23 protein-coding genes are annotated in these 25,277 nt (G+C 47.5%); 16 read left to right on the plus strand and 7 right to left on the minus strand.

The annotated features are described in order from the left end of the window. Positions 1 to 7: 7 nt before the first annotated feature. The 4 genes from C8D85_RS08415 (at position 8) to C8D85_RS08430 (ending at position 4,176) form a co-directional block, all read left to right on the plus strand. Positions 8 to 427 (plus strand): F0F1 ATP synthase subunit epsilon, encoded by a 420-nt coding sequence (locus C8D85_RS08415; protein ID WP_133561581.1) that lies wholly within the window; start codon positions 8 to 10, stop codon positions 425 to 427. A 176-nt stretch (positions 428 to 603) separates the two neighbouring features. Then, complete coding sequence (locus C8D85_RS08420) at positions 604 to 1,041, plus strand: F0F1 ATP synthase subunit epsilon (protein ID WP_133561583.1); 438 nt, start codon at positions 604 to 606, stop codon at positions 1,039 to 1,041. Positions 1,042 to 1,135: 94 nt separating this feature from the next. Then, positions 1,136 to 3,073 (plus strand): propionyl-CoA synthetase, encoded by a 1,938-nt coding sequence (locus C8D85_RS08425; protein ID WP_280524919.1) that lies wholly within the window; start codon positions 1,136 to 1,138, stop codon positions 3,071 to 3,073. A gap of 119 nt (positions 3,074 to 3,192) precedes the next feature. Next, complete coding sequence (locus C8D85_RS08430) at positions 3,193 to 4,176, plus strand: SIR2 family protein (protein WP_133561588.1); 984 nt, start codon at positions 3,193 to 3,195, stop codon at positions 4,174 to 4,176. Here the strand turns inward: C8D85_RS08430 and C8D85_RS08435 are convergent, their stop codons facing one another. After that, the gene (locus C8D85_RS08435) at positions 4,177 to 4,917 is read right to left on the minus strand and encodes a TrmB family transcriptional regulator (RefSeq protein WP_133561590.1); all 741 of its coding nucleotides are present in this window, start codon (positions 4,915 to 4,917) and stop codon (positions 4,177 to 4,179) included. A 244-nt stretch (positions 4,918 to 5,161) separates the two neighbouring features. On the opposite strand from C8D85_RS08435, the gene tcdA reads away from it, so the two are divergent. Genes tcdA through C8D85_RS08450 form a run of 3 tightly spaced genes read left to right on the plus strand, consistent with a single transcriptional unit; the run spans position 5,162 to position 7,480 of the window. After that, positions 5,162 to 5,947, plus strand: coding sequence for a tRNA cyclic N6-threonylcarbamoyladenosine(37) synthase TcdA (gene tcdA / locus C8D85_RS08440; protein ID WP_133561592.1), 786 nt, complete (start codon positions 5,162 to 5,164; stop codon positions 5,945 to 5,947). Positions 5,948 to 5,986: 39 nt separating this feature from the next. Then, positions 5,987 to 6,844 (plus strand): AraC family transcriptional regulator, encoded by an 858-nt coding sequence (locus tag C8D85_RS08445; RefSeq protein ID WP_133561594.1) that lies wholly within the window; start codon positions 5,987 to 5,989, stop codon positions 6,842 to 6,844. Positions 6,845 to 6,895: 51 nt separating this feature from the next. Then, the gene (locus tag C8D85_RS08450; protein ID WP_133561596.1) at positions 6,896 to 7,480 is read left to right on the plus strand and encodes a LysE family translocator; all 585 of its coding nucleotides are present in this window, start codon (positions 6,896 to 6,898) and stop codon (positions 7,478 to 7,480) included. A gap of 15 nt (positions 7,481 to 7,495) precedes the next feature. Here the strand turns inward: C8D85_RS08450 and C8D85_RS08455 are convergent, their stop codons facing one another. Further along, positions 7,496 to 7,888 (minus strand): SufE family protein, encoded by a 393-nt coding sequence (locus C8D85_RS08455; RefSeq protein ID WP_133561599.1) that lies wholly within the window; start codon positions 7,886 to 7,888, stop codon positions 7,496 to 7,498. Beyond that, positions 7,881 to 9,098: an aminotransferase class V-fold PLP-dependent enzyme gene (locus C8D85_RS08460; protein ID WP_133561601.1), complete on the minus strand. Its 1,218-nt coding sequence runs from the start codon at positions 9,096 to 9,098 to the stop codon at positions 7,881 to 7,883. Before C8D85_RS08460 ends, C8D85_RS08455 begins: the two co-directional genes overlap by 8 nt. A 163-nt stretch (positions 9,099 to 9,261) precedes the next feature. Here C8D85_RS08460 and C8D85_RS08465 point away from each other — a divergent pair, with 163 nt between their 5' ends. Continuing rightward, positions 9,262 to 11,055, plus strand: coding sequence for a GntR family transcriptional regulator (locus C8D85_RS08465; protein ID WP_133561603.1), 1,794 nt, complete (start codon positions 9,262 to 9,264; stop codon positions 11,053 to 11,055). A gap of 33 nt (positions 11,056 to 11,088) precedes the next feature. Here C8D85_RS08465 and C8D85_RS08470 read toward each other — a convergent pair whose 3' ends face one another. From C8D85_RS08470 to C8D85_RS08480, 3 genes are all read right to left on the minus strand, one after another. Beyond that, positions 11,089 to 11,727: a DsbA family protein gene (locus C8D85_RS08470; protein WP_133561605.1), complete on the minus strand. Its 639-nt coding sequence runs from the start codon at positions 11,725 to 11,727 to the stop codon at positions 11,089 to 11,091. Between the two features lie 80 nt (positions 11,728 to 11,807). After that, the gene (locus C8D85_RS08475) at positions 11,808 to 13,004 is read right to left on the minus strand and encodes an amino acid aminotransferase (RefSeq protein ID WP_133561607.1); all 1,197 of its coding nucleotides are present in this window, start codon (positions 13,002 to 13,004) and stop codon (positions 11,808 to 11,810) included. A 263-nt stretch (positions 13,005 to 13,267) separates the two neighbouring features. Further along, positions 13,268 to 13,462 carry a PA3496 family putative envelope integrity protein gene (locus tag C8D85_RS08480; RefSeq protein ID WP_133561609.1) on the minus strand — a complete coding sequence of 65 codons (195 nt, stop codon included), beginning with the start codon at positions 13,460 to 13,462 and terminating at the stop codon, positions 13,268 to 13,270. A gap of 168 nt (positions 13,463 to 13,630) precedes the next feature. Between C8D85_RS08480 and uvrD the strand changes: the two genes are divergently transcribed. After that, positions 13,631 to 15,841 carry a DNA helicase II gene (gene uvrD / locus C8D85_RS08485; protein ID WP_133561611.1) on the plus strand — a complete coding sequence of 737 codons (2,211 nt, stop codon included), beginning with the start codon at positions 13,631 to 13,633 and terminating at the stop codon, positions 15,839 to 15,841. A gap of 194 nt (positions 15,842 to 16,035) precedes the next feature. Here the strand turns inward: uvrD and C8D85_RS08490 are convergent, their stop codons facing one another. Continuing rightward, on the minus strand, positions 16,036 to 16,935 hold the full coding sequence (locus C8D85_RS08490) for a DUF808 domain-containing protein (protein WP_133561613.1): 900 nt from the start codon (positions 16,933 to 16,935) through the stop codon (positions 16,036 to 16,038). 167 nt (positions 16,936 to 17,102) lie between these two features. Here C8D85_RS08490 and C8D85_RS08495 point away from each other — a divergent pair, with 167 nt between their 5' ends. The 7 genes from C8D85_RS08495 to C8D85_RS08525 all read left to right on the plus strand — a co-directional run bounded on the left by C8D85_RS08495 (position 17,103) and on the right by C8D85_RS08525 (position 25,247). Then, positions 17,103 to 18,155: a Gfo/Idh/MocA family oxidoreductase gene (locus C8D85_RS08495; RefSeq protein WP_133561615.1), complete on the plus strand. Its 1,053-nt coding sequence runs from the start codon at positions 17,103 to 17,105 to the stop codon at positions 18,153 to 18,155. Between the two features lie 271 nt (positions 18,156 to 18,426). After that, on the plus strand, positions 18,427 to 19,551 hold the full coding sequence (locus C8D85_RS08500) for a TRAP transporter substrate-binding protein (RefSeq protein ID WP_133561617.1): 1,125 nt from the start codon (positions 18,427 to 18,429) through the stop codon (positions 19,549 to 19,551). A 214-nt stretch (positions 19,552 to 19,765) separates the two neighbouring features. After that, on the plus strand, positions 19,766 to 20,890 hold the full coding sequence (locus tag C8D85_RS08505) for a TRAP transporter substrate-binding protein (protein ID WP_133561619.1): 1,125 nt from the start codon (positions 19,766 to 19,768) through the stop codon (positions 20,888 to 20,890). 233 nt (positions 20,891 to 21,123) lie between these two features. Then, positions 21,124 to 22,245, plus strand: coding sequence for a TRAP transporter substrate-binding protein (locus tag C8D85_RS08510; RefSeq protein ID WP_133561621.1), 1,122 nt, complete (start codon positions 21,124 to 21,126; stop codon positions 22,243 to 22,245). A 170-nt stretch (positions 22,246 to 22,415) separates the two neighbouring features. After that, positions 22,416 to 23,648: a GGDEF domain-containing protein gene (locus C8D85_RS08515; RefSeq protein WP_133561623.1), complete on the plus strand. Its 1,233-nt coding sequence runs from the start codon at positions 22,416 to 22,418 to the stop codon at positions 23,646 to 23,648. A 124-nt stretch (positions 23,649 to 23,772) separates the two neighbouring features. Continuing rightward, a complete protein-coding gene (locus C8D85_RS08520) occupies positions 23,773 to 24,285 on the plus strand; it encodes a sigma-70 family RNA polymerase sigma factor (RefSeq protein WP_133561625.1) in 513 nt (170 codons plus the stop codon). Further along, the gene (locus tag C8D85_RS08525; protein ID WP_162847559.1) at positions 24,282 to 25,247 is read left to right on the plus strand and encodes a FecR domain-containing protein; all 966 of its coding nucleotides are present in this window, start codon (positions 24,282 to 24,284) and stop codon (positions 25,245 to 25,247) included. Before C8D85_RS08520 ends, C8D85_RS08525 begins: the two co-directional genes overlap by 4 nt. The last annotated feature ends 30 nt before the right edge of the window (positions 25,248 to 25,277 follow it).

Below are 25,277 nucleotides of genomic sequence, written 5' to 3' on the forward strand. Positions count from 1 at the left end.
GCAACTTATGGCTATCACGGTACAATGCGATATCGTAAGCGCTGAACAAGAGATCTTCTCAGGTTCTGTTGAGACTCTTGTGGCTGCAGGTAGTTATGGCGATCTAGGTATCTACCCAGGTCACGCGCCTTTGTTGACTACGTTGCAACCAGGCCCTGTTCGTGTGATTAAGCAAAACGGTGAACAAGAAGTTATCTTCGTTTCTGGCGGCTTCCTAGAAGTTCAGCCACACCGTGTAACTGTCTTAGCAGATACCGCTATTCGCGCGGACGATCTTGATGAGGCAGCAGCACTTGAAGCACAGAAACACGCTCAAGATCTGTTGAATCAGCAACAATCTGATTTGGACTACAGCCGTGCAACGGCTGAATTGGCGGAAGCCGTAGCTCGTCTACGTACTATCCAACAATACCGTCACGTAAAATAATCGCGACGCTTCAGTCCTAAAAAAGCAGCCACTGGCTGCTTTTTTTATGCCTGCCGTTTTTAATAATCCTTTTAATGGTCACATTATATGTGAGTATTTGGAGTACATTGACCAAACTTGGAAGGATTTATGCATTCCAATTAACCCGCAAGTTAATTAAGTAAAAGGGAGTTTTAATGAGCCGTACCATTTTATGTGACATCGTCAGTGCCGAGCGTACTCTGTTTTCCAGTCCCGTACGCTATATAGTCGTCGCAGCAGAGCTTGGCGAGGTTGGTGTCTTCCCGGGTCATGCACCGCTTCTCACCATGTTAAAAGCCGGCAGCGCGCGTTTGGTAAAAGAAGATGGCAGTGAGGACATGATCTTTATTTCAGGTGGTTTTATGGAAGTGCAGCCGCACAAGGTGATTTTATTGGCAGACTTTGCGGAACGTGCGGGTGAGCTGGATATGGAAGAAGCACTGGCAGCTAAGCAGCACGCAGAGGAGCATTTAGGTTCTTCGAGTAATGACCTAGACCATACTCGTGCTTTGAAGGAGTTGAACGAAGCAACGGCACGTATTAAAGCGATTGAGCAAAGTCGCAAAATAGGACACTTTGTCGACAAAAAATAAGACAAGCCAAAATATTAGCCTTAAGTATTAGATTTATTGGCTAATAATTGGTCTATATTTGATTCTGACGCTTAAGATTGTCAACAATCTGAGTTTGGCAAAGAATAAACATAAAAGGTCTGCCTGCATGTCATATCAAATAGAATATCAACGAGCCTGCGCCGAGCCAGAGGCGTTTTGGCGTGAAAAAGCTCAAGCCTTGGAATGGTTTAAATTCCCGAAAACCGTATTATCTCAGGACGAACAGGGGATGGATCGATGGTTTGCTGATGGCGAGTTAAATACTTGCTACTTAGCGCTCGATTATCATGTGAAAAATGGCCGTGCCGAGCAAACGGCTCTAATCTACGACTCTCCCGTCACCGATACGAAGAAGACTTACAGCTACCAAGAACTACTTAATGAAGTATCTTTGTTTGCTGGTGCGCTGAAACAGCAAGGTGTCGAAAAAGGCGATACCGTTGTTATCTACATGCCCATGATCCCCCAAGCTTTAATCGCCATGCTGGCTGTCGCTCGTTTGGGTGCCATACATTCCGTGGTATTTGGTGGTTTTGCTGCTCATGAGCTTGCGGTTCGTATCGACGATGCCAAGCCTAAAGCCATCGTCACCGCGTCTTGTGGCATCGAAATTTGTCGTGTCATTGCCTATAAGCCATTACTTGATGAAGCCCTTAAGCAAGCTGATCACACGCCAAATGCTTGCATTGTTTATCAACGAGAACAACAACTTGCACTGCTTAAAGAAGGTCGAGATCTTGACTGGAGCCATGCAGTGAGCGAGGCAAAACCGACCGACTGTACCCCCGTTAAAGCAACGGATCCGCTCTATATCCTCTATACCTCTGGTACGACAGGTAAGCCAAAAGGTGTGGTGCGTGATAACGGTGGCCATGCCGTAGCACTCAATTATTCTATGCAAGCGATCTACAACATGAGTCCAGGAGAAGTGTTCTGGGCGGCATCCGATGTGGGTTGGGTAGTGGGGCATTCTTACATCGTCTACGGCCCGCTGATCTACGGCTGTACAACAGTGATGTACGAAGGCAAGCCAATCATGACACCGAATGCGGGTGAGTTCTGGCGTGTTTGCAAAGAGTATGATGTTAAAACGTTGTTCGCCGCGCCGACAGCCTTTCGTGCCATTCGTAAAGAAGACCCCAATGCCGAGTTGCTGAATAAAGAAGATCTCGCAGGCCTTCGAGTGATCTTTATGGCCGGAGAGCGTTTAGACCCGCCGACCTATGAGTGGACCAAAGCCGTAACAGGCAAATGTATTGTCGACCATTGGTGGCAAACAGAAACGGGCTGGGCAATCTGTGCCAACCCGATCGGTCTTGAAATGAAAATCGCCAAACCTGGCTCTTCGACAGTGCCTTCTCCTGGTTTCCAAGTTCACGTGCTGGATGATCAAGGAGAGCCGCTACCGCCAATGGAGCAGGGCAGTATCGCTATTAAACGTCCATTGCCACCAAGCTGCTTACCGACCATTTGGGGCGATATCGACCGCTTTAAATCCAGCTATTTAGATGTGTATTCAGGTTATTACACCTCAGGTGATGGCGGTTATATCGATGAAGACGGATATGTCTTTATTATGGGACGCACCGACGACGTGATTAACGTCGCGGGTCACCGCTTATCAACTGGTGAAATGGAAGAAGTGGTCGCCATGCACGACGCTGTAGCAGAGTGCTGTGTTATCGGGATTAACGACGATCTTAAAGGTCAGTTGCCGCTAGGTTTGGTGTTATTAAAAAACGGCTACGAAGACCAGGCAGACAGTGTCCAAGAAGAACTGGTTGCCTTAGTTCGTCAGGAGATCGGAGCCTTAGCGTGCTTTAAAATCGCCATGGTGGTGCCGCGTTTACCGAAAACCCGCTCCGGTAAAATCCTACGTAAGCTACTACGTCAGATCGCCTCAGGTGAAGAATTCACCATTCCGTCCACTATCGATGATCCCAACAGCATCTATGACATCCAAGAGCTAATGGCCGAACGCGGTTTAATCGTCGACCAGCTCGCTGGTTAAAAATGGAAACGCTTTTTAAGCAAGCCAACATGGCCTAGCCATGTTATTCCACTGTTGCCCGAGCCTTTACTCGGGCTTTTTTATATAATCAGATAACGATTCATGGAAGAGGCTTTGAAATGTCTGGGCGTAAAACGATAATTTTTGGTAATGGCTTAGGGATGGCTCTCGATAGCAAGTTTTACCTGCTTTCAAAAGCATTATCTGATACTTGGGGAGCAAGTGATGATAATGATTTTTTTCCTGCTACATACCTTAGCCCTGAAACGAAAACGTTAATAGAAACATGCCTTGCTAAAAAAGGATCTCCTGAAGGTGAAGACGATCTAGATAAGCTCCAGACTTCAGTATTTGCATGCAATTTCTTAGATAATGTCGGACAAGGGCTACAAGAAAATAACCTTCATTGGCTTACAGAGCATGGGAAGAATTTCCCCATGGTCATTAGACACTATGTGCATGACGTTGCATCTGTCTTTCATAACTCAAGTTATGAGCTACCAGATGATTTTGCATCTCCATTGAGTGAATTTATCAAAAAAACTAAGTCCCACATAGCTACACTAAATTATGATCCCTTACTCTATAACTTACTAAAGAGCGATCATTTAGATGGATATAATGGTGACCTAGTTGACGGTATTTGGGGCGCTGGCTTTAAAGAATCAAATTTAGAGAGAAAATATCAAAAGAATTTTGGCTATTACCTCCACCTTCATGGATCTCCATTATTCTATGAGTCATCAGGTAAGGTAAAGAAGGCTAGTAATCCAACAATCCATAAATGTGGTCGTCATATTGTTTTAACACATGTTGCTCATAAGCCTTCAATTATCGCCTCATCAGTAATACTTAAAGCCTATTGGAAGCGTTTAGTCAGTTGTATTTCCGAGTCAGAAGAAGTGATTTTATTCGGATACTCTGGATTAGATGATCACCTAAATCAGCTTATCTCTGGTCGAACAAATAACGTCCATATCATTGAGTGGAAATCGCCTGACTATGACGAAGTCGAGAGGCATCAATTTTGGAGTGATGCGTTACAAGTTGATTGGCCTAGACTGACTCCAATGGAGTCAATCCTAGAGTTTATCGACTGGTAGTTAAAGCAGCCTCCAGAGGGTATCAAAGATAATCTGCTGGGCTTTGGCAATATCGTTTGATTCCAATACCACCGCGGATGGGAAGTTATCCCGCGCTAGAGAAATGATGGCACACTTCGGCGGATAGATAGCGATATAGCTGGCGTCGACACTGTCTTCGGTTTTGATCCACTTACGCTCCGATAGCTCAGCGTCTTCACCGCCGTCCCCAAGCGCAATAACTTTTACTTTGATGCCCAGCTTAATACGCTGCTTGGTGTATGTTGGAAAGGGGCGATATAGATAAGGACGGATCGGTTTCGAGGAAAATACGCTGTATTCCTTATGGTCTTGCTGAGACACCACGTTTAAAATATCGCGCAATACCCATTCGATGCCATCATCGCCTTCATAGTAACGTACATCGGTATGATGGAAAGTCGGTTGGGACTGTACCAAGCTTGGAATAATAGTGTGCTTGAGCGAGTCGATGGTTTTCTCGATGTTTTGCTTACGCTCTTCGGCGAGATTCAGCAAAATCTCAGGGTTCTCCGCCATAAAGAAACGGCGTTTACCTTTCGGAAAATAGCTGACGACCCCTTTGCTTTGCAGCTGCTTCAACGACTCGTAGGCAGAACCACGGTTGACCCCGGATTGCTCGGCGATATCACGAATCGAAGCTGGCCCCAATTTCAGCAAGGTTTGATAAAGAATGGTCTCACGTTCGGTAAGGCCAAGTTGTTCTAAGACTTGATGCAGCATAAACCCTAATTAATCGTATAGATGTAGAAGTTGTCGAACTTAGCATGGTGCTGTTGTTTCGATCTTAGCTGAGATGTAGTTGTGTCATAGCAAGTATTAAGCCCATGGATGGGCGATCCGACCGTCACGGACAGGGATGTCCGTCGGTTGGTACTGCTATGACACAATGAAGTCGTTCATCAGCTGGATCTGACATTGTAGAGCCATTCTGCCTTATCGACGAGATTCTGCAAGGAGTTCAAGAGTGAGTGATGATCAGCGTTTTGGCGGTATTAGCCGCCTTTACGGCCAAACAGCCTATGAGTTTTTCCAGCAAGCCCACGTCTGTGTGATTGGTATTGGTGGGGTTGGCTCATGGTGCGCGGAAGCGTTAGCACGCTCGGGCATTGGTCAGATCACCTTGATCGATATGGACGATGTCTGTGTCACCAACATCAACCGCCAAATTCACGCCCTAGATGGCACCATTGGCAAAGCCAAAGTGGACGCGATGGCAGAGCGTATTAAGTTGATCAACCCAAACTGCCAAGTAAACTGTGTGGAAGACTTTATCACCACGGATAACGTGCCTGAGCTCTTGGATCAGCCGTTTGACTACATCATTGATGCGATCGATAGCTTAAAGCCAAAAGCCGCTATGATCGCGTGGTGTAAGCGTAATAAGCGTAAGCTGATTACTGTTGGCGGTGCGGGTGGTCAGATCGATCCAACTAAAGTGCAGATCGCTGATTTGTCTCGTACAGAGCAAGACCCGCTGGCGGCTAAGCTGCGTAACTTCCTACGTCGAAACTATAACTTCCCTCGTGATACCAAAAAACGCTTCGAAATCGAATGTGTGTACTCATTGGAGCAACTGAAATACCCACAGACAGACGGTACAGTGTGTGAAACCCGTGAGAAAGGGGATACAGAAACCAAGATGAACTGTGAAACCGGTTTTGGCTCCAGCACAGTGGTCACGGCAACCTTTGGTTTTGTTGCGGTTGGGCGAGTGCTAGAGAAACTGGCGCTAAAGGCTAACCATACCTAAGCAATTTTTTACAAGAGCGTTCTCTACTAAGCTGGTAGTGTGGCACTAACGCCACGCTACCTTGGAGGCTGGATGCACGCCAACGAATACTGCAATGTTTCTACTAGCCAAACTTTAGGCGGATTGGAAATGATTGAAGCGCAGTTTACCGAGACGGTCTTCGGTAAACATGCCCACGCAGGTTTTGTGATCTCCGTGGTGGATGCGGGTGTGATGCATTTTAGTCATCGTGGCGCGAGCCATAACGCCTTGCCGGGGCAGCTTTCAATCGTGGCTCCAGATGAGCTACATACGGGTTCTAAGGGTAAAGGAGAAGGCTGGCGTTATCGAGCTTTGTATCCCTCTGAAGAACGTATGAGTGCGCTAAACCAATCCCTATTTGGGCGTTATCAGGCTCCGCAGTTTCGCCAAAGCGTGATCAGCGATGGGCGTTTAAGTCTGCAAATGCAGGGCTTGCTAGATAAGATCCGTCATAATGCGAGCGCATTAGAGATCGAAGAGCAATGGGAGTTGCTACTGGTGAACTTGTTATTACAAGAAAGCCAACACAGCAGTATGCCGACATTTAGCAAAGCACAATCGAATATCGAGTCCGTGCGAGACCTTTTAGCAGATTGCTACCAGCAAAAACTTTCTCTAGAGGCTGTTGCAGAGCTGGCTGGTATCAGTAAGTTTCATCTAATCAAAGAGTTCAAACGCTGCTATCAGCTAACGCCTCATCAATACCAAATCCAACAACGCTTAAACCACGCCAGAGCACAACTTAAATGTGGTATCAGTGCGGTTGATGTAGCACTTAATTGCGGCTTTCACGATCAAAGTCACTTCAGCAAGGCATTTGTCAGTGCCATGGGTATTTCACCAAGCGCCTACCAACAGCAATTTTTTACAAGATAAGATTGTGTGACCGACTTACTCTAATGGTCTTAATTGATCAATGAGAGTATTATGGAAAGCCAATTAGCCTTTTTAGCTGTTTGCTTGGCGTCTGCCGCCTCCCCAGGCCCTGGCGGTATAGCGGTGGTGAGCAACAGTATTAATCATAATCTTCGCCGTACCTTACCAGTGATTTTTGGTATTGCCACAGGGCTTATGTTGGCATCTTTACTGGCCAATACATGGCTGTTAGCAGTGATTCATTCCAGTGAAATGGCGTTTCAGGTAATGACCTGGTTATGCAGTGGTTATATTGCTTATTTAGGATGTAAGGCGCTGTATTACGCTAAAAGTGAAATGAGCGTCGCTGCTAAAGGCTACAGCTTCAAAAACGGTGTGTTGATTTCGTTACTGAATCCGAAAACCTTAGTGTTTTTCGGTGCACTATTTCCAATGTTTATTACCGATGAGGCGAACTTTATTCGCGATGCAATGGTGCTGACGTTGGAGTTGGTAGGCATCACATTGATTATTCATGTTCTTGTGTCTTCAGCGATCGATAAAGTTTCCCATATTCTGCAGAACCATTTGGTAGCGATTAACCGGATTACTGGTGTGATGTTTATCGCATTAGGGATCAGTGGTTTTGTTGTATAGCAAAGCAGATACAGATTACGTCTGAATCTGCTTAAGAATGCCCAATATTCCATTAGTACGAGAGCTGGTCAGGTAGCTGGAAAGGTTGAATTGGCTGAGCTCTGTGGCGAGATCCATAGCTTGTAACTCGGTTTTAGTACGACCATTGGCAAGGCTTAGGATCGCTACTAGCACGCCACGCATCAGCTTAGCGTCACTGTCCGCTTGGAAGGTACAAACACCATTATCTTGGTGCTCAATCAGCCAGACGGCGCTTTCACAGCCTTTCACTTTGTTCTCTTCTGTTTTGTCTGCATCGGTTAGACGCTCCAGCTGTTTGCTAAGACTCACCAACTCTTTGAAGGTGGTTTCCTTGCTGGTGCAGGCTTGCAGCCGTGTTTGAATGGCGTCGCGGGTTAAATCAGTCATCACCTAGAATCTCAATGGCTTCGAGTAAAACATCACAGAAGCGGCGTGCCTCCGATAGGGTATTGTAGCAAGCAAACGACGCTCGTAGGGTGCTGCTCACGCCCAGCTGCGCCATCAATGGATGGGCACAGTGACTGCCAGCACGTACGGCGACCCCTTGGCTATCCAGATAACCGTTTAGGTCTAATGTATGAATGCCCGGTACGCTAAGGGAGACCACGGTGGTGTCTACCGCCGGTGAGTAGATTTCAATCGAGGTATTAAACTTCAGCTCATCATACACATAGCGCGCGAGCTTCTGCTCCCACTCAATCATCGCTGTTCGATCTTGATTAGCAAGAAAATCGCAGGCTGCTGTCATACCAATGACACCTTCGATGTTGGGTGTGCCTGCTTCGAGGCGATAGGGCAAAACATTGAACTCTGTGCTGTTGTACGTCACATGGCGCACCATCTCGCCGCCTGTTTGGACTGGTGTCAGCACTTCTAATGCATGAGGTTTGCCATACAGCACGCCAATGCCTGTTGGAGCGTACATCTTATGGCCTGAGAAGACATAGAAGTCGCAATCTAAGTCTTGTACATCGACCGGATAGTGAGCGACCGCTTGCGCGCCATCCACCAGAGTAAAGGCTTTGACGGCTTTCGCGGCAGCGAGCATTTCTTTGATAGGTGTTTTTACGCCAATGGCATTGGAGATCTGAGTACAGGCAAAAATACGGGTGTGTTCATTAAAATAACGCTCGTATTCTGGCTCCCATTCGCCCTTAGAGGTTAGGGGTAACACACGTAAACGAGCACCGGTACGAAACGCCAATTGTTGCCACGGTACAAGGTTGGCGTGGTGTTCAAGACTGGTGATCAGGATCTCGTCGTCGGGCTTTAGACACCATTCCAAACCATAGGCTACCAAGTTAATGGATTCTGTGGTGCCTTTGGTCCAAATGACATGGTCTGAATCCGCCGCATTAATAAAACGCGCAACACGATCACGGGCGTGTTCAAATTGCGCTGTAGCGCGATCACTCAAGTAATGGGCACCACGGTGAACATTAGCGTTACTGGTGGTGTAATAGGCCATTAAAGCATCCAGAACAGCCTGTGGTTTTTGCGTGGTGGCGGCATTATCGAGATACACCAACGGGTGATCATTGGCTTCCAACTGTAAAATCGGAAACTGAGCTCGAAGGGTGTTTGCATCAAATGCCATACGCAAGGTTCCACTGCTGTCTAAAAACGGAGCTAAATTGTACCTTAAATTTAGTGAATCTCAGTAATATTGCACGTTACAGCGGTGAAACACTTGTCATTTCGGCGTTATTCGCTAAGGTTCATACAGTTATTTTGATTTTAAAATTAAAGGTACAGAGACCGTGGCGGACTTTCTTTATAAAGGCGTAGTGGATTGGTTTTTACAGCAAATGAGCCAAGGCGAGCTATCACCTGGTGATAAGATGCCATCCCTTCGAAAACTGGCGAAGCAGCTTGAATTAAGCTTGAACACCGTCATTCACGGCTATGATATTTTGGCTGAAGAAGGGTGGATCGAGTCGCGCCCCAAATCGGGCTATTTCGTCTGCCATAAGCCCACGGTCAAACATGCGCACTTATTGGCGGGGGACCGAGCGGTGCGTTTTGACGAAGCGTTAAGTAAAAAGCTAGCTTGGTCGGCTTTGTCTCATCGCGCAGCATTAGTAGATCAGAGTGATGACTTTCTTCATCCGAGTGTACGCCAAGGAGAAACCGATTTACCCGTTCTTGGAAAGGGGCATTTGGCAGTAAGGGAAGCCGTTAGTGAGCACTTACGTAAGGTAGCTATTCAGATACACCCATCACAGATTTGGCTGGGTAGATCACCACTCGCCATGTATACCCAAGCAGTGCAAACGCTGACACAAGTAGGGCAAGCGGTGCTGGTGATTACGCCGTGTGATCCTCGTTTAACCTCAACCTTGATCAGTTTAGGTCGTGATGTGGTGACTCTGGCCGCTGGCGAGCACGGTGTGGATTTGGATGAAGCGGTACGCTGCCTACGTGATGACGCCATCAAGATGGTGGTGTTCCCAAGTCAGTTTGGCTTTCCTGGTGGCAGTGAGATTTCAAACCTGAGTTTGCGCCGCTGGTTAGCGATCGTGCAACAGCTCGAGATTCCAGCGATTGAATGGGATATGACGTCCCATTTGAGCTACAAGCCCAGCACATTAATGACCTATAAATCCTTGGATGAGAAAAACCAAATTGTCTACATAGGGGGCGTTGAGTCCAAAGGTGTAGATCGCAATGCAGCCTGGTGTTTGCCGGGTAAGTACCAAGCCTTAGAAGGCGCTTTATTGTGTGCGGATCTGGCTTTGAGTGACCCACAACAACAAGCTCTGATGGATGCGCTGCAGCCTAATCAGCGCCACTCATTAATGCGTCGAGCACGTCAAATATGGTCAGTGGCTGAGAAGTCGAAAAGCCTTTTAGAGGGCGCCTTGGGAGATACGGTTCGCTTTGCTAATGCTAAAGGTGGCTTAACACTTTGGTTGCAACTCGATACCGCACTAACGGAAGCTCAGTTGACAACGCTGTTTGCCAAACACCGTCATGGTCTTGTGCCTGGTAGCTATTTGTCTGCGCAAGCTGAGGCGAAGCATTGGTTAGCGGTCAATGTGACCTATGAAGGTATTGAGAAGCTTGCTGCACAGTTGAGAAGCTGTATTGATGCAGCGCAACAAGAGCAAGCAGCAGTAGCGAGTGTAGAAACTGATGAGGCGCAATCTGAAGTTTCTGAATCAAGCACTGAGGTGACGACGCCTGAAGCGCTTGATGAAACACTGAGCGAAACGCTGAGTGTTGACGAAGTGATGGGAACGGAAGCGGCTGAAGACTTAGGACAGGAAGTTGAAGCTACTTATCAGGAAAATGAGGTCAATGCAGAGACTGAGGCCGCAGAAGACGTCACTGAGGCAAACCAGAAGGAAGAGAATGGTCAACCTGAGCCAGCGGGCATGCTGCTTGAGCCAAGTGATTTTGCTATAGAAGACGTGATGTTAAAGCAGGAAGACGAAGTGTCGCCTGATAGCGAAGTATCACAGAAACCTGATGCTGAAGAGAAACCAAAAGAGAAGAGCACCAAGACGGTTTATAACCCGATGCTTGATCTCATTAACCACGATTTTGGTTAGTCCGTTAAAGTATGCGAAAGCGAGCGGAGGCCGTTAGGCATCCGCTTCTTTTAAGTAGTGTTCTATCTGGGCTTGCATAGGCTTGTGGTCTTGGTAATTGATGGGAATATTTATCAGCTTTTCCCCGATCAATAACGCCAACGATGGAAATGAGTTCAGTCCAAGGTGGCGCGCGTTCTCGATTTCTTCTTCCACTAGTCCGTGCTGTTTGATGTAGTCCATGCTCTTGAGAAACCCTGCTCGACTCAGACCAATATGCTCTGCGCAATCGGCTAAGACATCGAGATCGGATGGGTTTTTAGCCTCTAAATAATAGGCTTTCTGGATCGCGTGATACATTTCCATTTCTAGATTTTCATCACGTGCTACGAGACAAGCACGATTGGCTGGGTAGGTTGAACGACGTGGCTCTGTATGACGCCAGAAGTCATAGTTAAATTCTGTACCCAATTCTGATGCAATACGTTGCCAAGTGGCTTCTAGTTTCTGACGCATTTCCATCGGCATGGGCACATCAGAGTCCGGTGCTAAGCCTCCGAGCATGGGTTGAATCGTCAAATCTTCCCGATCGATACGTTTTGCTAGGGCTTTTTGTAAGGCGGTCCATGTTGGGCGAAAGCCCCAACACCAGCTACACATAGGGTCATAGCAGTAAATCAACGTAGCGGTCATGTTTGCTCCAGTTATTCGAGACAATAAAAAAGCCAGCTAGACGACGCCTAGCTGGCTTTTCATTATTAAGCGATTACGACTTAGTTCGCAAGAACCTTCGCAATGGCTTCACAAAGTGGTTCCATGTTGTCTTTGGTCATACCTGCTACGCTGATACGGCCTGAGCCAACAATGTAGATACCAAATTCGCTGCGCAGTTGCGCAACTTGATCTGGATTTAGGCCAGAGAAAGAGAACATGCCATTTTGTTGCGAAATGAACGAGAAGTCTTGTTCAACGCCTTTCGCGCGCAGTGTGCTAACGAATAGGCTACGCATTTCGTGAATACGTGTACGCATTGCTTGAAGTTCCATTTCCCATAAGCTGCGTAGCTGAGGGTTGGTCAGTACTTCAGTGACCACTGCTGCACCGTGTGATGGTGGGTTCGAGTAGTTTGCTCGAATGCAGCGTTTCACTTGTGAGAAGGCTGCGTCTGCGTGTTCTGACGTTTCACAGATGACGGTAATCGCACCTACACGCTCGTTGTATAAACCGAAGTTTTTCGAGAAAGAGTTTGCGATCAGCATTTCTTGAACTTGATCCAAGAACACTCGTAGGCCTGCTGCGTCTTCTTCTAAGCCTGCGCCGAAACCTTGGTAAGCGAAGTCGAACAATGGCAGGAAGCCTTGCTTGCTGCAAAGCTTCGCTAATTGTGCCCACTGTTCTTTCGTTGGATCGATGCCTGTTGGGTTGTGGCAGCAGCCGTGGAACAGTACTACATCACCTTCTGGAACTTGCGATAGGCTTGCTAGCATCGCTTCGAAATCTAGCGATTTAGACGCTGCATCGTAGTATGCGTAGCTGCCGACTTCCAAACCAACAGATTGGAAGATGGCTTGGTGGTTCGCCCACGTTGGGTTGCTGACCCAAACGGTTGCACCAGGCATGTGCTTTTTAATAAATTCAGCCGCGATACGCAGTGCGCCAGTACCACCTGGAGATTGTGCCGTGTGAGCACGCTGTTTCGTAATCACATCGTGATCTGCACCGAACAAAAGTTCTTGAACTGCTTTACGGTACGCTTCAGTACCTTCAATGCTCAAGTAGCTTTTGGTTTTCTCGGTTTCTACTAAGCGCTCTTCAGCTTGCTTAACAGATTTTAAAATAGGCGTCGCGCCGAGCTCGTCCTTGTATACACCAACACCCAAGTTAATTTTATTTGGGTGTGGATCGTTACGATAAGCGTCATTTAAGCCGAGAATAGGGTCAGCTGGTGCAACTTGAATGTTTTCGAACATGGTGACTCCCCGCAAGGGTTTTAAGTACTGTTTTTATTATTCGTTGACGTTTAAAAAATCAGCCGTAATGGTACTCCAAGCAGACCCCTTCCGCTAGAAAAACAACCCTATATAACGTGTAAAGGCAAACGATTTACATCAACAAAGAAGAGTATTGAGTGTACAAAAGACATGGGCCCAATCCGAACAGGGTTGAGCTAAGGTGTAGTTGACCAGTCTCCCAGAGCGAACTGAGAGACTGTTATGGCTGCGGCGGAGCGGTTCTAATCGTCCCAGCCGTCTGAAATCGCATGATTGAGACGTTTTTCTTCCAGATAAGCTTCGATGGCTCGACGTGCTTTTAACATCCTTGCACTGTCTTCTTTCTGGTTACGTTCGTTCTCTTCTTTCTTTAAGCTGATAGAAGCGTATAACAAATCAGTTTTAACTTCGGAAACAGTTTCCGCTGGCGTACTCATCATTTTTTCCTCACAGGTCCATTTCGGATGACAGAAATGCACACATCACTGTCATCGACAGGTGAAAAAAGTCAAAATAGACAGACATCAAGACTTCAGTGATATAAAAAACGCAAAGCTGGTCAAAAATCAACCTATTTTTCATGAAATTTTTATTGGCGGATACGAATGGATGTTTCTTTTATCCTCGATGCTTTGAACGATAAGCAGCGGGAAGCGGTGGCAGCACCTCTACAAAACAGCCTAGTGTTAGCAGGCGCTGGGTCCGGTAAAACACGAGTATTAGTGCATCGCATTGCTTGGTTGATGCACGCCTACGAAATTTCTCCTTACAGCTTGATGGCCGTTACGTTTACCAATAAAGCGGCGCGCGAAATGCAAGCTCGTATCGAACAGCTGGTTGGCGTGCCACCTCAAGGGATGTGGGTTGGCACCTTCCACGGTATTGCTCATCGTTTGCTACGGGCTCATTGGCGCGATGCAGGTTTGAAAGAAAGCTTTCAAATCATGGACAGTGATGATCAGCTGCGTTTGGTGAAGCGCATTATGCGTGAGTTGAGCATTGATGAAACACGCTGGCCACCCAAGCAAGTGTGCTGGTTTATCAACGCGCAAAAAGACGAAGGCCGCCGTGCGGCGCATGTGCCGGATAGTCATGATCCATTCTCCCGCGGTATGCGTGAAATGTATTACCACTACGAAGAAGCCTGTGAGAAAAACGGCTTACTCGACTTTGGTGAATTACTGCTGCGCGCCCATGAATTAATGCTCACCAACCCAGCGTTACTGAAGCATTACCAACAGCGCTTTGTGCATGTGTTAGTGGACGAGTTTCAAGACACCAACACCATCCAATACGCTTGGCTACGTCTGATGGTGGGAGAGGAAGGCTCTATTACCGCGGTCGGGGACGATGACCAGTCGATCTATGGTTGGCGTGGTGCGAAGATTGAAAACATTCAAAATTTATCCAAGCACTTCAAAGATTTACACACGATTCGCCTAGAGCAAAACTACCGCTCAACGGGTCATATCCTAAAAGCCGCCAACGGTTTGATCAGCAACAACGACGATCGCTTGGGTAAAGAGCTATGGACTGATAGTGGTGAAGGTGAGCCGATTTCGGTCTACGCGGGCTTTAACGAGCAAGACGAAGCGCGTTTTATTATCGAGATCATCAAAAAATGGCGTGATGATGGTAACGCATTGAAAGATATGGCGATTCTGTATCGTTCCAATGCTCAATCACGGGTCATAGAGGAATGTCTTGTTAGGGAACAAATTGCTTATCGTATCTACGGTGGGCACAGATTCTATGACCGTTTGGAAATCAAAAATGCTTTGGCCTACGCCCGCTTAGCGATTGATCCAAACGATGACGGCGCAATGGAGCGTGTGATCAACGTACCTACGCGCGGCATTGGCGAGCGTAGTATCGGCACTATCCGTGAGATCGCTCGTGATCAAGGCTGTTCGATGTGGCAAGCTGCCGATCAAATCGTGACGCATAGCCTGATGCCTGCCCGCGCGGCCAATGCCATCAAAGGCTTTATGCAGTTGATTCAAGGCATGGCGACCACGTTGCAGAACCCTGACCTTGGTCTAGGCGATATTTTCGACCAGATCATCGCTGAGGCGGGTTTGATTCCTTATCACGAAAAGGAAAAAGGCGAGAAGGGCGAAGCCCGCGTAGAAAACTTAAAAGAGCTGGTCAACGCTGCCAGCGGCTTTAACTGGCTGGAAACCGATGAAGAATTCAGTTCCCCTATGATGGCGTTCTTAGATCAAGCGGTGCTGGATGCGGGCGAAGCTCAAGCAGATGAATACCAAGACTCGGTACAGCTGATGACCTTGCACTCAGCGAAAGGTCTGGAATTTCCATTGGTATTTATGGCTGGTGTCGAGGAAAACCTCTTCCCAAGTCGTATGTCGTTTGAAGAGCCGGGGCGTCTCGAAGAAGAGCGTCGTCTTTGCTATGTAGGCATCACCCGCGCCATGCAAAAGCTCTACATTACCTACGCGGAGTCACGTCGTTTGCACGGCTCAGAGTCATTCAACAGCCCATCGCGCTTTATTCGTGAAATCCCTGAAGAATGTTTGGAAGAAGTCCGCTTACGCTCACAAGTGGCGCGTCCTGTGTCCATGCAACGTCCGGATTACTCCGCTTCGATTCAGCGTCAGAACCAAAACATCATGCAAGGTCACACAGTGCCAGAGACTAACGTATCCATGGGGGATCGAGTGAAGCATCCGATCTTTGGTGAAGGCTTAGTGGTGAACTACGAAGGCCAAGGCCCTCAAGCTCGCGTACAGGTCAACTTCGACGACGCAGGCTCTAAGTGGTTAGTGTTGTCCTTCGCTAAACTGGAAGTTTTGTAGCGTCGGGTTCGCTAGTGGGTCATTCACAGTCAGTGGATGACCTCTTCCCGTTACCTGATTTGCTTGAGCAACGTCTTTGCTTCGTTCCTCAGCTTCGACACGTCAGTGCAAATCAGGCAAACGGGAAGTGCTTAATCAGTTTCAAAGCATTAAAAGAAACTTCTTTCTTGGTAAAGCGGCGGACCATCTGAGGTCTAGCGGCTCCGAGAAACCAATTGCCCCACGACATATTCCCAAGCCAGATACACCAAGGCGCCAGCCAATAAGCCAATACCAAAGTTAACCAGCATAGGCACGAGTCCAGAAACAATGGCTTCTAGGGCGGGTGGTAGAGAGTCTAATGGCGCTTCGATATGGGGCAAAGCATGGGCGATGATGCCGCCGCCGACGAGGAACATGGCGATGGTGCCAACAATAGATAGAGTTTTCATAAGCTTAGGTGCGAAGGTGACCAGCCCCATACCCAGTGTGTTGAGTAAGCCGTCTTGGTGCTTTTTTGATAAGTGCAGCCCAAGGTCGTCTATTTTGACGATACCTGCGACCAGGGCGTAGACGCCAACGGTCATGGCGATGGCAATTAAGGATACCACCAGCACTTGGCTGATAAAGTCAGCGTTTTGAACGGTGCCAAGGGCAATGACGACGATTTCAGCGGAAAGAATAAAGTCCGTACGAATGGCGCCTTTGATCTTATCCTTCTCATAGGCCACCAAATCTGTACCCTCTGGTAGATTTAGCTGATCACTGTGCTCTCTTTTATGGGTCAGGCTGTGTAGGATTTTCTCAAAACCCTCAAAGCAAAGATACAAACCACCAATCATGAGCAGAGGAGTAATCAGCCAAGGTGCAAAAGCGGAGATCAGCAATGCCAATGGCACCAAGATCAGCTTATTGATAAAGGAGCCTTTTGCCACTGCCCAGACCACGGGCAATTCACGATCAGCACTGACGCCTGTGACTTGTTGGGCATTCAACGCCAAGTCATCGCCGAGTACAGCACCGGTTTTTTTGGCTGCCACTTTTGACATCAAGGCGATGTCGTCTAATAACGTTGCGATGTCATCAATTAACGCGAGTAAGTTAGTCCCTGCCATGGTGAACTCCTGTTTCAGGTCTAGTTAGCCATCATAGTGCGGGGGAGATTGATAAATTGAAAGACTCTCGTGCGCAAGCTTGAAGATCCTTTCACACTTCACCCGTCTCTACAGGATCGGCAAACCTGCTAGTATGTAGCAAATAGAATAAAACATAAGGAAACGTTATGACCATCCGAGTGGGTATTATTGGTTTTGGACTATCGGGCCGTGTATTTCATGCGCCGTTTGTGATGAATCAGGCAGACATGACTTTGTCGTATATTTGCTCTTCGAAACCTGATGAGGTTCATAAATACTGGCCTGATGTGTCGGTGGTGAATGACGCGGATGCTTTAATAGCTGGCGATGAGATCGACCTTGTGGTGATCACCACGCCAAATGCTTTGCATTTTCCTCAAGCGAAGTTGGCGCTGGAAACCGGCAAGCATGTTTTGTTGGAAAAGCCGTCGGTGACGGAAATTGAGCAGATCGAAGAGCTGTGCCGTATCGCCCACGATAAAGGTTTAATCTTCACGGTGTATCAAAATCGCCGCTTTGATGGGGACTTCCTACGTCTTAAGGAACTGCTTGAGACACGGGAATTAGGTAATCTGAAGCAATTAGAAAGCCGCTTCGACCGATTCCGTCCTGTAGTACAGCAGCGTTGGCGCGAGCAGCCGGGAGTGGGCACGGGTATATTTTGGGATCTTGGTCCGCATGTTGTGGACCAAGCGCTGGCGCTTTTGGGTACACCTGATTGGTTAAAAGCCAGTATAGATACACTACGAGACGAAAGTTCGGCGCCGGATAGTTTTGAAATTGAGCTGGGTTACGGCAAAACGCGCGTACGCCTTGGTGCGAGTTTATTCGAAGCAGGTGAGATGCGCCGCTACAATGCGCGATTTGATGCAGGATCGTGGCATTGCTATGGCTTAGATGCTCAAGAAGATGCATTGCGTGCTGGTGAGTTACCTGGTGATGAAGACTTTGCTAGCCCTGAGCAAACAGCGGTGCGCTACAACGCGCCTAGCCAAGATGACATCAGTGCTTCGCAGGAGGCACTAAAATCTGGGCGTTACGTAGACTTCTATCAGCAGCTGACGGATGCTATTCAAGGTCGCGGTGAAGCTCCCGTATCATCTCGCCACGCCTGTGAGTTGGTGTATGCCATGCAATTGGCGGAGCAGTCAGCTCAGTCTGGCGAGCGTAAAGCATGGGACTACCACAGTGCTTTCTAATTAAGCTGTAAACAATCTTTGACAGATCTCTCAACGAAATTCTGGTGACGTTTTAGAATTTCGTTGAGTTGATCAAGTTTCCAGCATACCATTTCGTTCCGCTCTCGTTCGAGGGCATACAAACGCCTACAAAAACAACAACATCGCGAATTATAAACATTTCTAATCATGTCAGGTGATGAGCCTGTGCATGAGTCAGCTCTGTCTTTGTTTGTCATGCAATGTGTGCTGTGCAAAGAGAGCGCTGTAACTAGCTTTTCTGAGGAATACCATGCAAAAACTTGCGAATTTGAGCAAGCTGGCTTTGGCTGGTTTGTTTTCTTTGTCATTGGTGGCTTGTGGCGGCAGCAATGAATCTAAAACGAATGAAACGGCTCAAGCAGCACCTGCTGCAAAAGTAGAGCCGATCGAATGGAAAATGGTCACCACTTGGCCGAAAAACTTCCCTGCATTGGGTACGGGCGCTGAAAAACTGGCGACCAGTATTACTGAGATGTCTGGCGGTCGATTAAAAGTAAAAGTATACGCAGCGGGTGAATTGGTTCCTGCGTTGGAAGCATTTGATGCGGTATCTCGTGGTACGGCACAAATGGGTCACGCGGCAGCTTATTACTGGAAGGGTAAAGTCCCAGCTGCGCAATTCTTCACAACTACACCGTTTGGCCTTACCGCTCAAGAGATGAACTCTTGGTTATACAGCGGTGGTGGTATGGAGTTGTGGGAAGAAATCTACGCACCATTTAACATTGTACCCATGGCAGCAGGTAACACTGGTGTGCAAATGGGTGGTTGGTTTAACAAAGAAATCAACTCCGTAGCGGATCTAGACGGTCTGAAAATGCGCATGCCTGGCCTAGGTGGTGAAGTGATTGCGAAGGCCGGTGCAACGGTTGTTAACATGCCGGGTAGTGAAATCTTCACCGCTCTGCAAACCGGTGCGATTGACGCAACCGAGTGGGTAGGTCCATACAACGACCTAGCGTTCGGTATTTACAAAGCAGCGAAGTACTACTACTTCCCAGGTTGGCAAGAGCCCGGTTCTGCGGTTGAAACCTTTATCAACAAAGATGCGTTTGCAGCCTTACCAAAAGACTTACAGCAGATCGTTCGTGCGGCAGCGCGTCAGGCTAATGCTGACATGCTTGATGAGTTTACCGCGTTGAACAACTCAGCTCTTGAAACATTGGTTAATGAGCATCATGTGCAGCTGAAGCGCTTCCCTAACGATGTATTAGCCGAGCTACGTACTGCGTCTGATGAAGTGATGGCAGAGGTCGCAGCCAATGACCCGGCTAGCCAAAAAGTCTACGACTCGATGAAAGCCTTTAAAGAGAAAGTGATGAAATGGCATGAAATCTCTGAGCGTGCCTTTATCAATGCTCGTGCCGGAGAGTAATCTTAGTCGGTAATCACTATTTTGAGCCCCTTAATTCGTTGAATTAAGGGGCTTTTTTATACTAATGGCTAATAGAAGCATTGAGCTATTACTACGCAAATCATAGTATCCTTAAACCCCAGATAAACGACCACTGCCTCGGACTACTGAGAGCTTTCCCGTCATCTGGTTTGCATACCAAAAAAAAGTAACGAGTTTTCCAAGGGATAGATCCATGATAAATGCAAACGCTCTTAGCAAGTGGACGCTTGCTGGCATTACTGCTGCCACGTTGATGGCTTGTGGTGGTTCAAGCGAGCCATCGAGTAATACTGAAACCCAAGCTGCGGCGCCCGCTAAAACAGAAACCATTGAGTGGAAAATGGTTACCACTTGGCCGAAGAACTTTCCTGCGTTGGGTACCGGCGCTGAACAGTTAGCACAGAGCATTAATGCCATGTCTGGTGGTCGTATCCACGTTAAAGTTTATGCGGCGGGGGAGTTAGTACCTGCTCTAGAAGCGTTTGATGCCGTGTCTCGTGGTACGGCCCAGATCAGTCATGGGGCGTCCTATTACTGGAAAGGTAAAGTGCCTGCGGCACAGTTCTTTACCACCGTTCCTTACGGCCTAACTGCGCAAGAGATGAATTCTTGGCTAACCCAGGGTGGCGGTATGGAGCTCTGGGAAGAAGTGTATGAACCTTTTAATGTGATGCCACTAGCGGCCGGTAACTCAGGTACACAAATGGGCGGATGGTTTAATAAAGAAATCAACTCCGTGGCAGACCTAAACGGTTTGAAAATGCGTATGCCAGGCCTTGGCGGAGAAGTCTTAGCCGATGCAGGTGTCACCGTGGTGAACATGCCGGGTAGCGAGATGTTCACGGCACTGCAGACGGGCACCATTGATGCGACAGAATTCGTAGGACCTTACAATGACCTTGCGTTTGGCTTGTACAAAGCGGCGAAGTACTACTATTACCCAGGTTGGCAAGAGCCAGGCTCGGCGATCGAAACGGTGATCAATAAAGACGCATTTACGGCGCTACCTGAAGATCTTCAGCTGATTGTTCGAGCGGCGGCACGCCAAGCCAATGCGGAGATGTTAGATGAGTTCACCGCGAAGAATAACAGTGCTTTGGAAACGCTTGTGAACGAGCATGGTGTGATTCTGAAACGCTTCCCAGACGACGTGTTAGCAGAATTCCGTGCATCAACCGATGTGGTGATGGAAAAAGTCGCAGCCAACGACCCGATGAGTCAGAAAGTGTACGACTCAATGAAAGACTTCAAAGAAAAAGTGATGAAGTGGAGCGATATTTCTGAGCGAGCATTTGTGAACGCACGCGCCGCTGAATAAGCTGTTTCAAAAAGACTGTTGTGATGAGCCCCTTAGTCGTTGGATTAAGGGGCTTTTTTATGTCAATTGAGTCAGTGGGTGTTGAGCTATTGATGTGCAGAGCATAGTATCCTTATTCACCAATGCGAAAAGAATATGCAATTTCGCACGGTGCGGAGTGAAATCACTCTAGCGCAATCCAGTCGTGAACTGACAAAAAGAATAATGTAACTAGTTTTCTGAGGGATACACCAATGATCAACGCGAAAGCATTCAGCAAGTGGACGCTTGCTGGGATCACTGCGGCAACACTTGTTGCATGTGGTGGTTCAGAGCAGTCTAGCAGTACCGAAACCACCGCCGCTGCACCCGCTAAACAAGAAACCATCGAATGGAAAATGGTCACCACTTGGCCGAAAAACTTTCCAGGTTTGGGGACCGGCGCGGAAAACCTCGCCAATAACATCACTGAGATGTCTGGTGGTCGTTTAAAAGTCAAAGTTTATGCTGCCGGGGAACTGGTTCCACCGCTAGAAGTGTTTGATGCAGTATCTCGCGGTACGGCGCAAATGGGTCACGGTGCGGCGTATTACTGGAAAGGTAAAGCTCCGGCTGCGCAATTCTTCACAGCAGTACCATTTGGTATGACAGCTCAGGAGATCAACTCTTGGATCTACCATGGCGGCGGTATGAAGCTATGGGAGGAAGTGTACGAACCGTTCAATCTAAAACCACTGACTGCGGGTAACACTGGGGTACAGATGGGTGGTTGGTTCAATAAAGAGATCAACTCTCTAGATGACTTCAGCGGTCTGAAAATGCGTATTCCTGGTTTAGGTGGCGAAGTACTAGAAAAGCTAGGTGGCTCACCGATCAACTTACCTGGTGGTGAAATCTTCACAGCACTGCAAACGGGTACTATCGACGCAACAGAATGGGTTGGTCCATACAACGACCTAGCATTTGGTTTGTACAAAGCGGCGAAATACTACTACTACCCAGGTTGGCATGAGCCAGGTTCTGAAATGGAGCTTTTGGTGAACAAAACTGCGTTTGAAGCACTGCCAAAAGACCTACAAGCCATCGTTCGTTCAGCGTCTCGTCAAGCGACTCAAGACATGTTGGATGAGTTCACAGCATTGAACAATGATGCCCTACAAACGCTTGTTAACGAGCATAATGTAGACCTGCGTCCATTCCCTGAAGACGTTTTGAAAGCCCTAAAAGTGGCGTCTCAAGAAACTCTTGAAGGGGTGGCGGCAAGTGATGAGATGAGCAAGAAAGTGTACGAGTCCTTCAAAACCTTCCTTGGCAAAGTATCACAATGGCACGATGTGTCTGAGCGCGCATACATCAACGCTCGTGACGCTGAATAATTTAGCCGCGATACTCTATAAAAGCCTCGCTTAGCCGCGGGGCTTTTTTCTATCTCAACGTTTTGTTTCACGTTATAACGGTCTGGTATCAAAACAAAACAGGTTGATTATTGAACAGCTTCTAAAGACTCTATAATCTTAAAAGATGATGTTAGTTAGGCTAGGCAACTATGATTCCTTCCATTATTTATTACTCTTCTGCGTTTGCTCCATGGAAGGAGACATTGAATTCGCTGCTACAAGACACTCATTATGATTACCAATGGGTGCCTTTCACTCACCTGTCTGAGGTGCCTGTTGCGAGTATGACGATTGTGCATGAGTCGGATTGTGGTGAAGAAGACCATCCCTACATGGGCGCTCGTAAAGCACTCTTATTGGTGAAGGCGTGGAGCTTTAAACGCTCGCTACAAGCGATCAATAGTGGTGCGAATGACTGCATTGCGTACGATGATATTTCACGTATTGCTTCCTGGGTAGTGGCTGAGCAATCGCGCAGTGCCTGGCAGGCTCACTCATTAGATCAACCAAGTTCGCTACAGACGGTTCTAGATGCCATCCCCGTGCCTATTTTCTATAAAGACGAGTTGCACATTTATCGTGGCTGCAACCGTTACTTCTGCGAGTTCCTTGGTCTACCGAAAGAGCGCATTGTCGGCCATTCGGTTTATGACATTGCTCCCAAAGAATTAGCCGATGTGTATTATGAAGCGGATCAAGCTTTGTTGGCGGCTGGGGGTACTCAGGTGTATGAAGCATCGGTAAAAAGTGCTAATGGGGACTTGATGGAAATCGAGTTCAACAAGGCAGTATTTTATAAAGCTAATGGTGATAAGGGCGGCCAAGTAGGGGCGATGCTTAATATCACTGAGCGTAATCGATTGATGCGCCAGTTAGACAAAGCGAGTCGCACAGACCCGTTAACGGGTGTGGGTAACCGTCGTGAATTTAATATTGCGGTCAGTGTTGCGTTGCAAAAAGCACGACAGAGTCTGCGGGCGACCAGCTTATTGACCATTGATGTGGATCACTTTAAATCGGTCAACGATGTTTATGGTCACAGCGGTGGTGATAAAGCATTAAAATTTCTAGTGAACAGTATGTTGGACGTGCTACCAGATGATGGCCGAGTGTATCGCATTGGGGGCGAAGAGTTTTATGTTCTATTGCCCAATAATGATTTAGCTGAAGCTCGAGTCATTGCCGAAAAGATACGTCAGCATATCCCCGAGCAAACACTGTCGTTACGCGGCGGTGAGTTGGCCATGACGGTATCGATCGGCGTGATTCAATTGGGGACTGAACTGCAACTTGAGGACGCTTACAAACGGGTAGACAGAGCCCTGTATGAAGCGAAAGCCACAGGACGCAATCGAGTGTGTTTGGCCTATTATGATGACTAGCTAAAAAACCTTATTTAAAACAATTCTCATTTGTATTAAGATATTTTCATGTCTAAGGCGTAATAAAGAGGAATCGTTACGCTAATACGAAGGAGGGTTGTCATTCAATAGGGTTGCTTAAACCATGCAAAATGGGGTTCCTAGTCTCTTTTCCGATTTTTACCGCCAACATCATGGCTGGTTAAAACGTTTTATGTCGCGTCACCTTTCTTGCCAGCATACGGCAGAAGATCTGACTCAAGACAGCTTTATTCGGCTGATTTCACGACGCGAAAATCTTTCCCAGATTGACTCACCACGGGCATACTTAACTACCATCGCCAAAGGCCTATTAGCCAATTATTGGCGCAGGCAGGATATAGAACAGGCTTACCTTGAAGCGCAAAAACATCATACTGAGTTAGAAAGTGCCTCAGCAGAAGAGCACTATGAACTACTTGAGCGCCTATATCAGTTGGATTTAATGCTGAAGAATTTACCCCCTAAAGCACGCCAAGCGTTTTTGATGTCGCGAATTCAAGGAGTGCGTTATCAAGACATCGCTCTGGAGTTAGAAGTATCTGAGCGTATGGTGAAAAAATACATTGCTCAAGCCATGTTGCAATGTTTGACGGTACAAACGGAAGCATCTGTATGACAACTAGCACCCCAAACAAAGAGCAAGTGCTTGAAGAAGCGGCTTATTGGTTTGCTTGTCTTCAAAGCGAAGATGTTAGTGCACAAGAGAAGCAAGCTTGGCAAACATGGCATAACCAATCTTCGCTGCATCAAGAAGTTTGGCAACAAGTGGAGCGAGTCGATCGCCAGTATCAGAACTTGCCAAAACAGCATAGTTACCATGTATTACACCAAACGGGGCGTAGCCGTCGCCAGTTCTTACTCGGTATGATGGGCTTAGCGGTTGCGGCCCCGATTGTTTGGCAGCAGCGCCAAGACATTCAAGCTACTTGGTTGTCAGGTGAAACTGAAACCACGCAGGTGGGGGAAGTCCGTCAAATTTCATTAAAAGATGGTACACAGCTGTGGCTCAATACGGACTCTCTGGTCACTATCGACCAGCAAGTGCATCTACAACAGTTCCACTTATTGCGAGGGGAGCTGTTTGTGGAGAGTGCGTCCGGGGCGATACCGTTACAGTTAGCGACAGGTTTTGGTCAAGTGTCCGCAATCGGTGCCAACTTTTCGGTGCGCTTAAATGAAGATCATACCTACTTAGCCGTGCATCAAGGAAGCGTGACGGTCACTGCAGACTCAGGCTCCCATACCAAGGTTCAAGCCAAGCAGTCAGTGCTATTCAACCGAACCAACCTATCACCACTTCAAGGGCTCTCTGCAAACGATGAGGCGTGGCGTCGCGGCTATCTAGTCGCTGATAATATGCGCTTGGATGAGTTTATCGAGTTGCTTAATCGTTACCACCCAAATGGGTGGCTGAAATGTTCGGCAAATGCTTCACATTATCGCTTAGTCGGGCATTATTCGCTGGCTGATACGGAAAAAGTACTCGATGCCATCGCGTTCAGTTTGCCAGTCAATGTTCGCAAAATTACACCGTGGTTTACCATTCTAGAAGATAATAAAAATATTTCTCATTCTTAGTTCCCTTTTTTGTGGGGAAGTGGGGCAAAG

The sequence above is a fragment of the Marinomonas communis genome, from assembly GCF_004363305.1.
Lineage (GTDB): Bacteria > Pseudomonadota > Gammaproteobacteria > Pseudomonadales > Marinomonadaceae > Marinomonas > Marinomonas communis.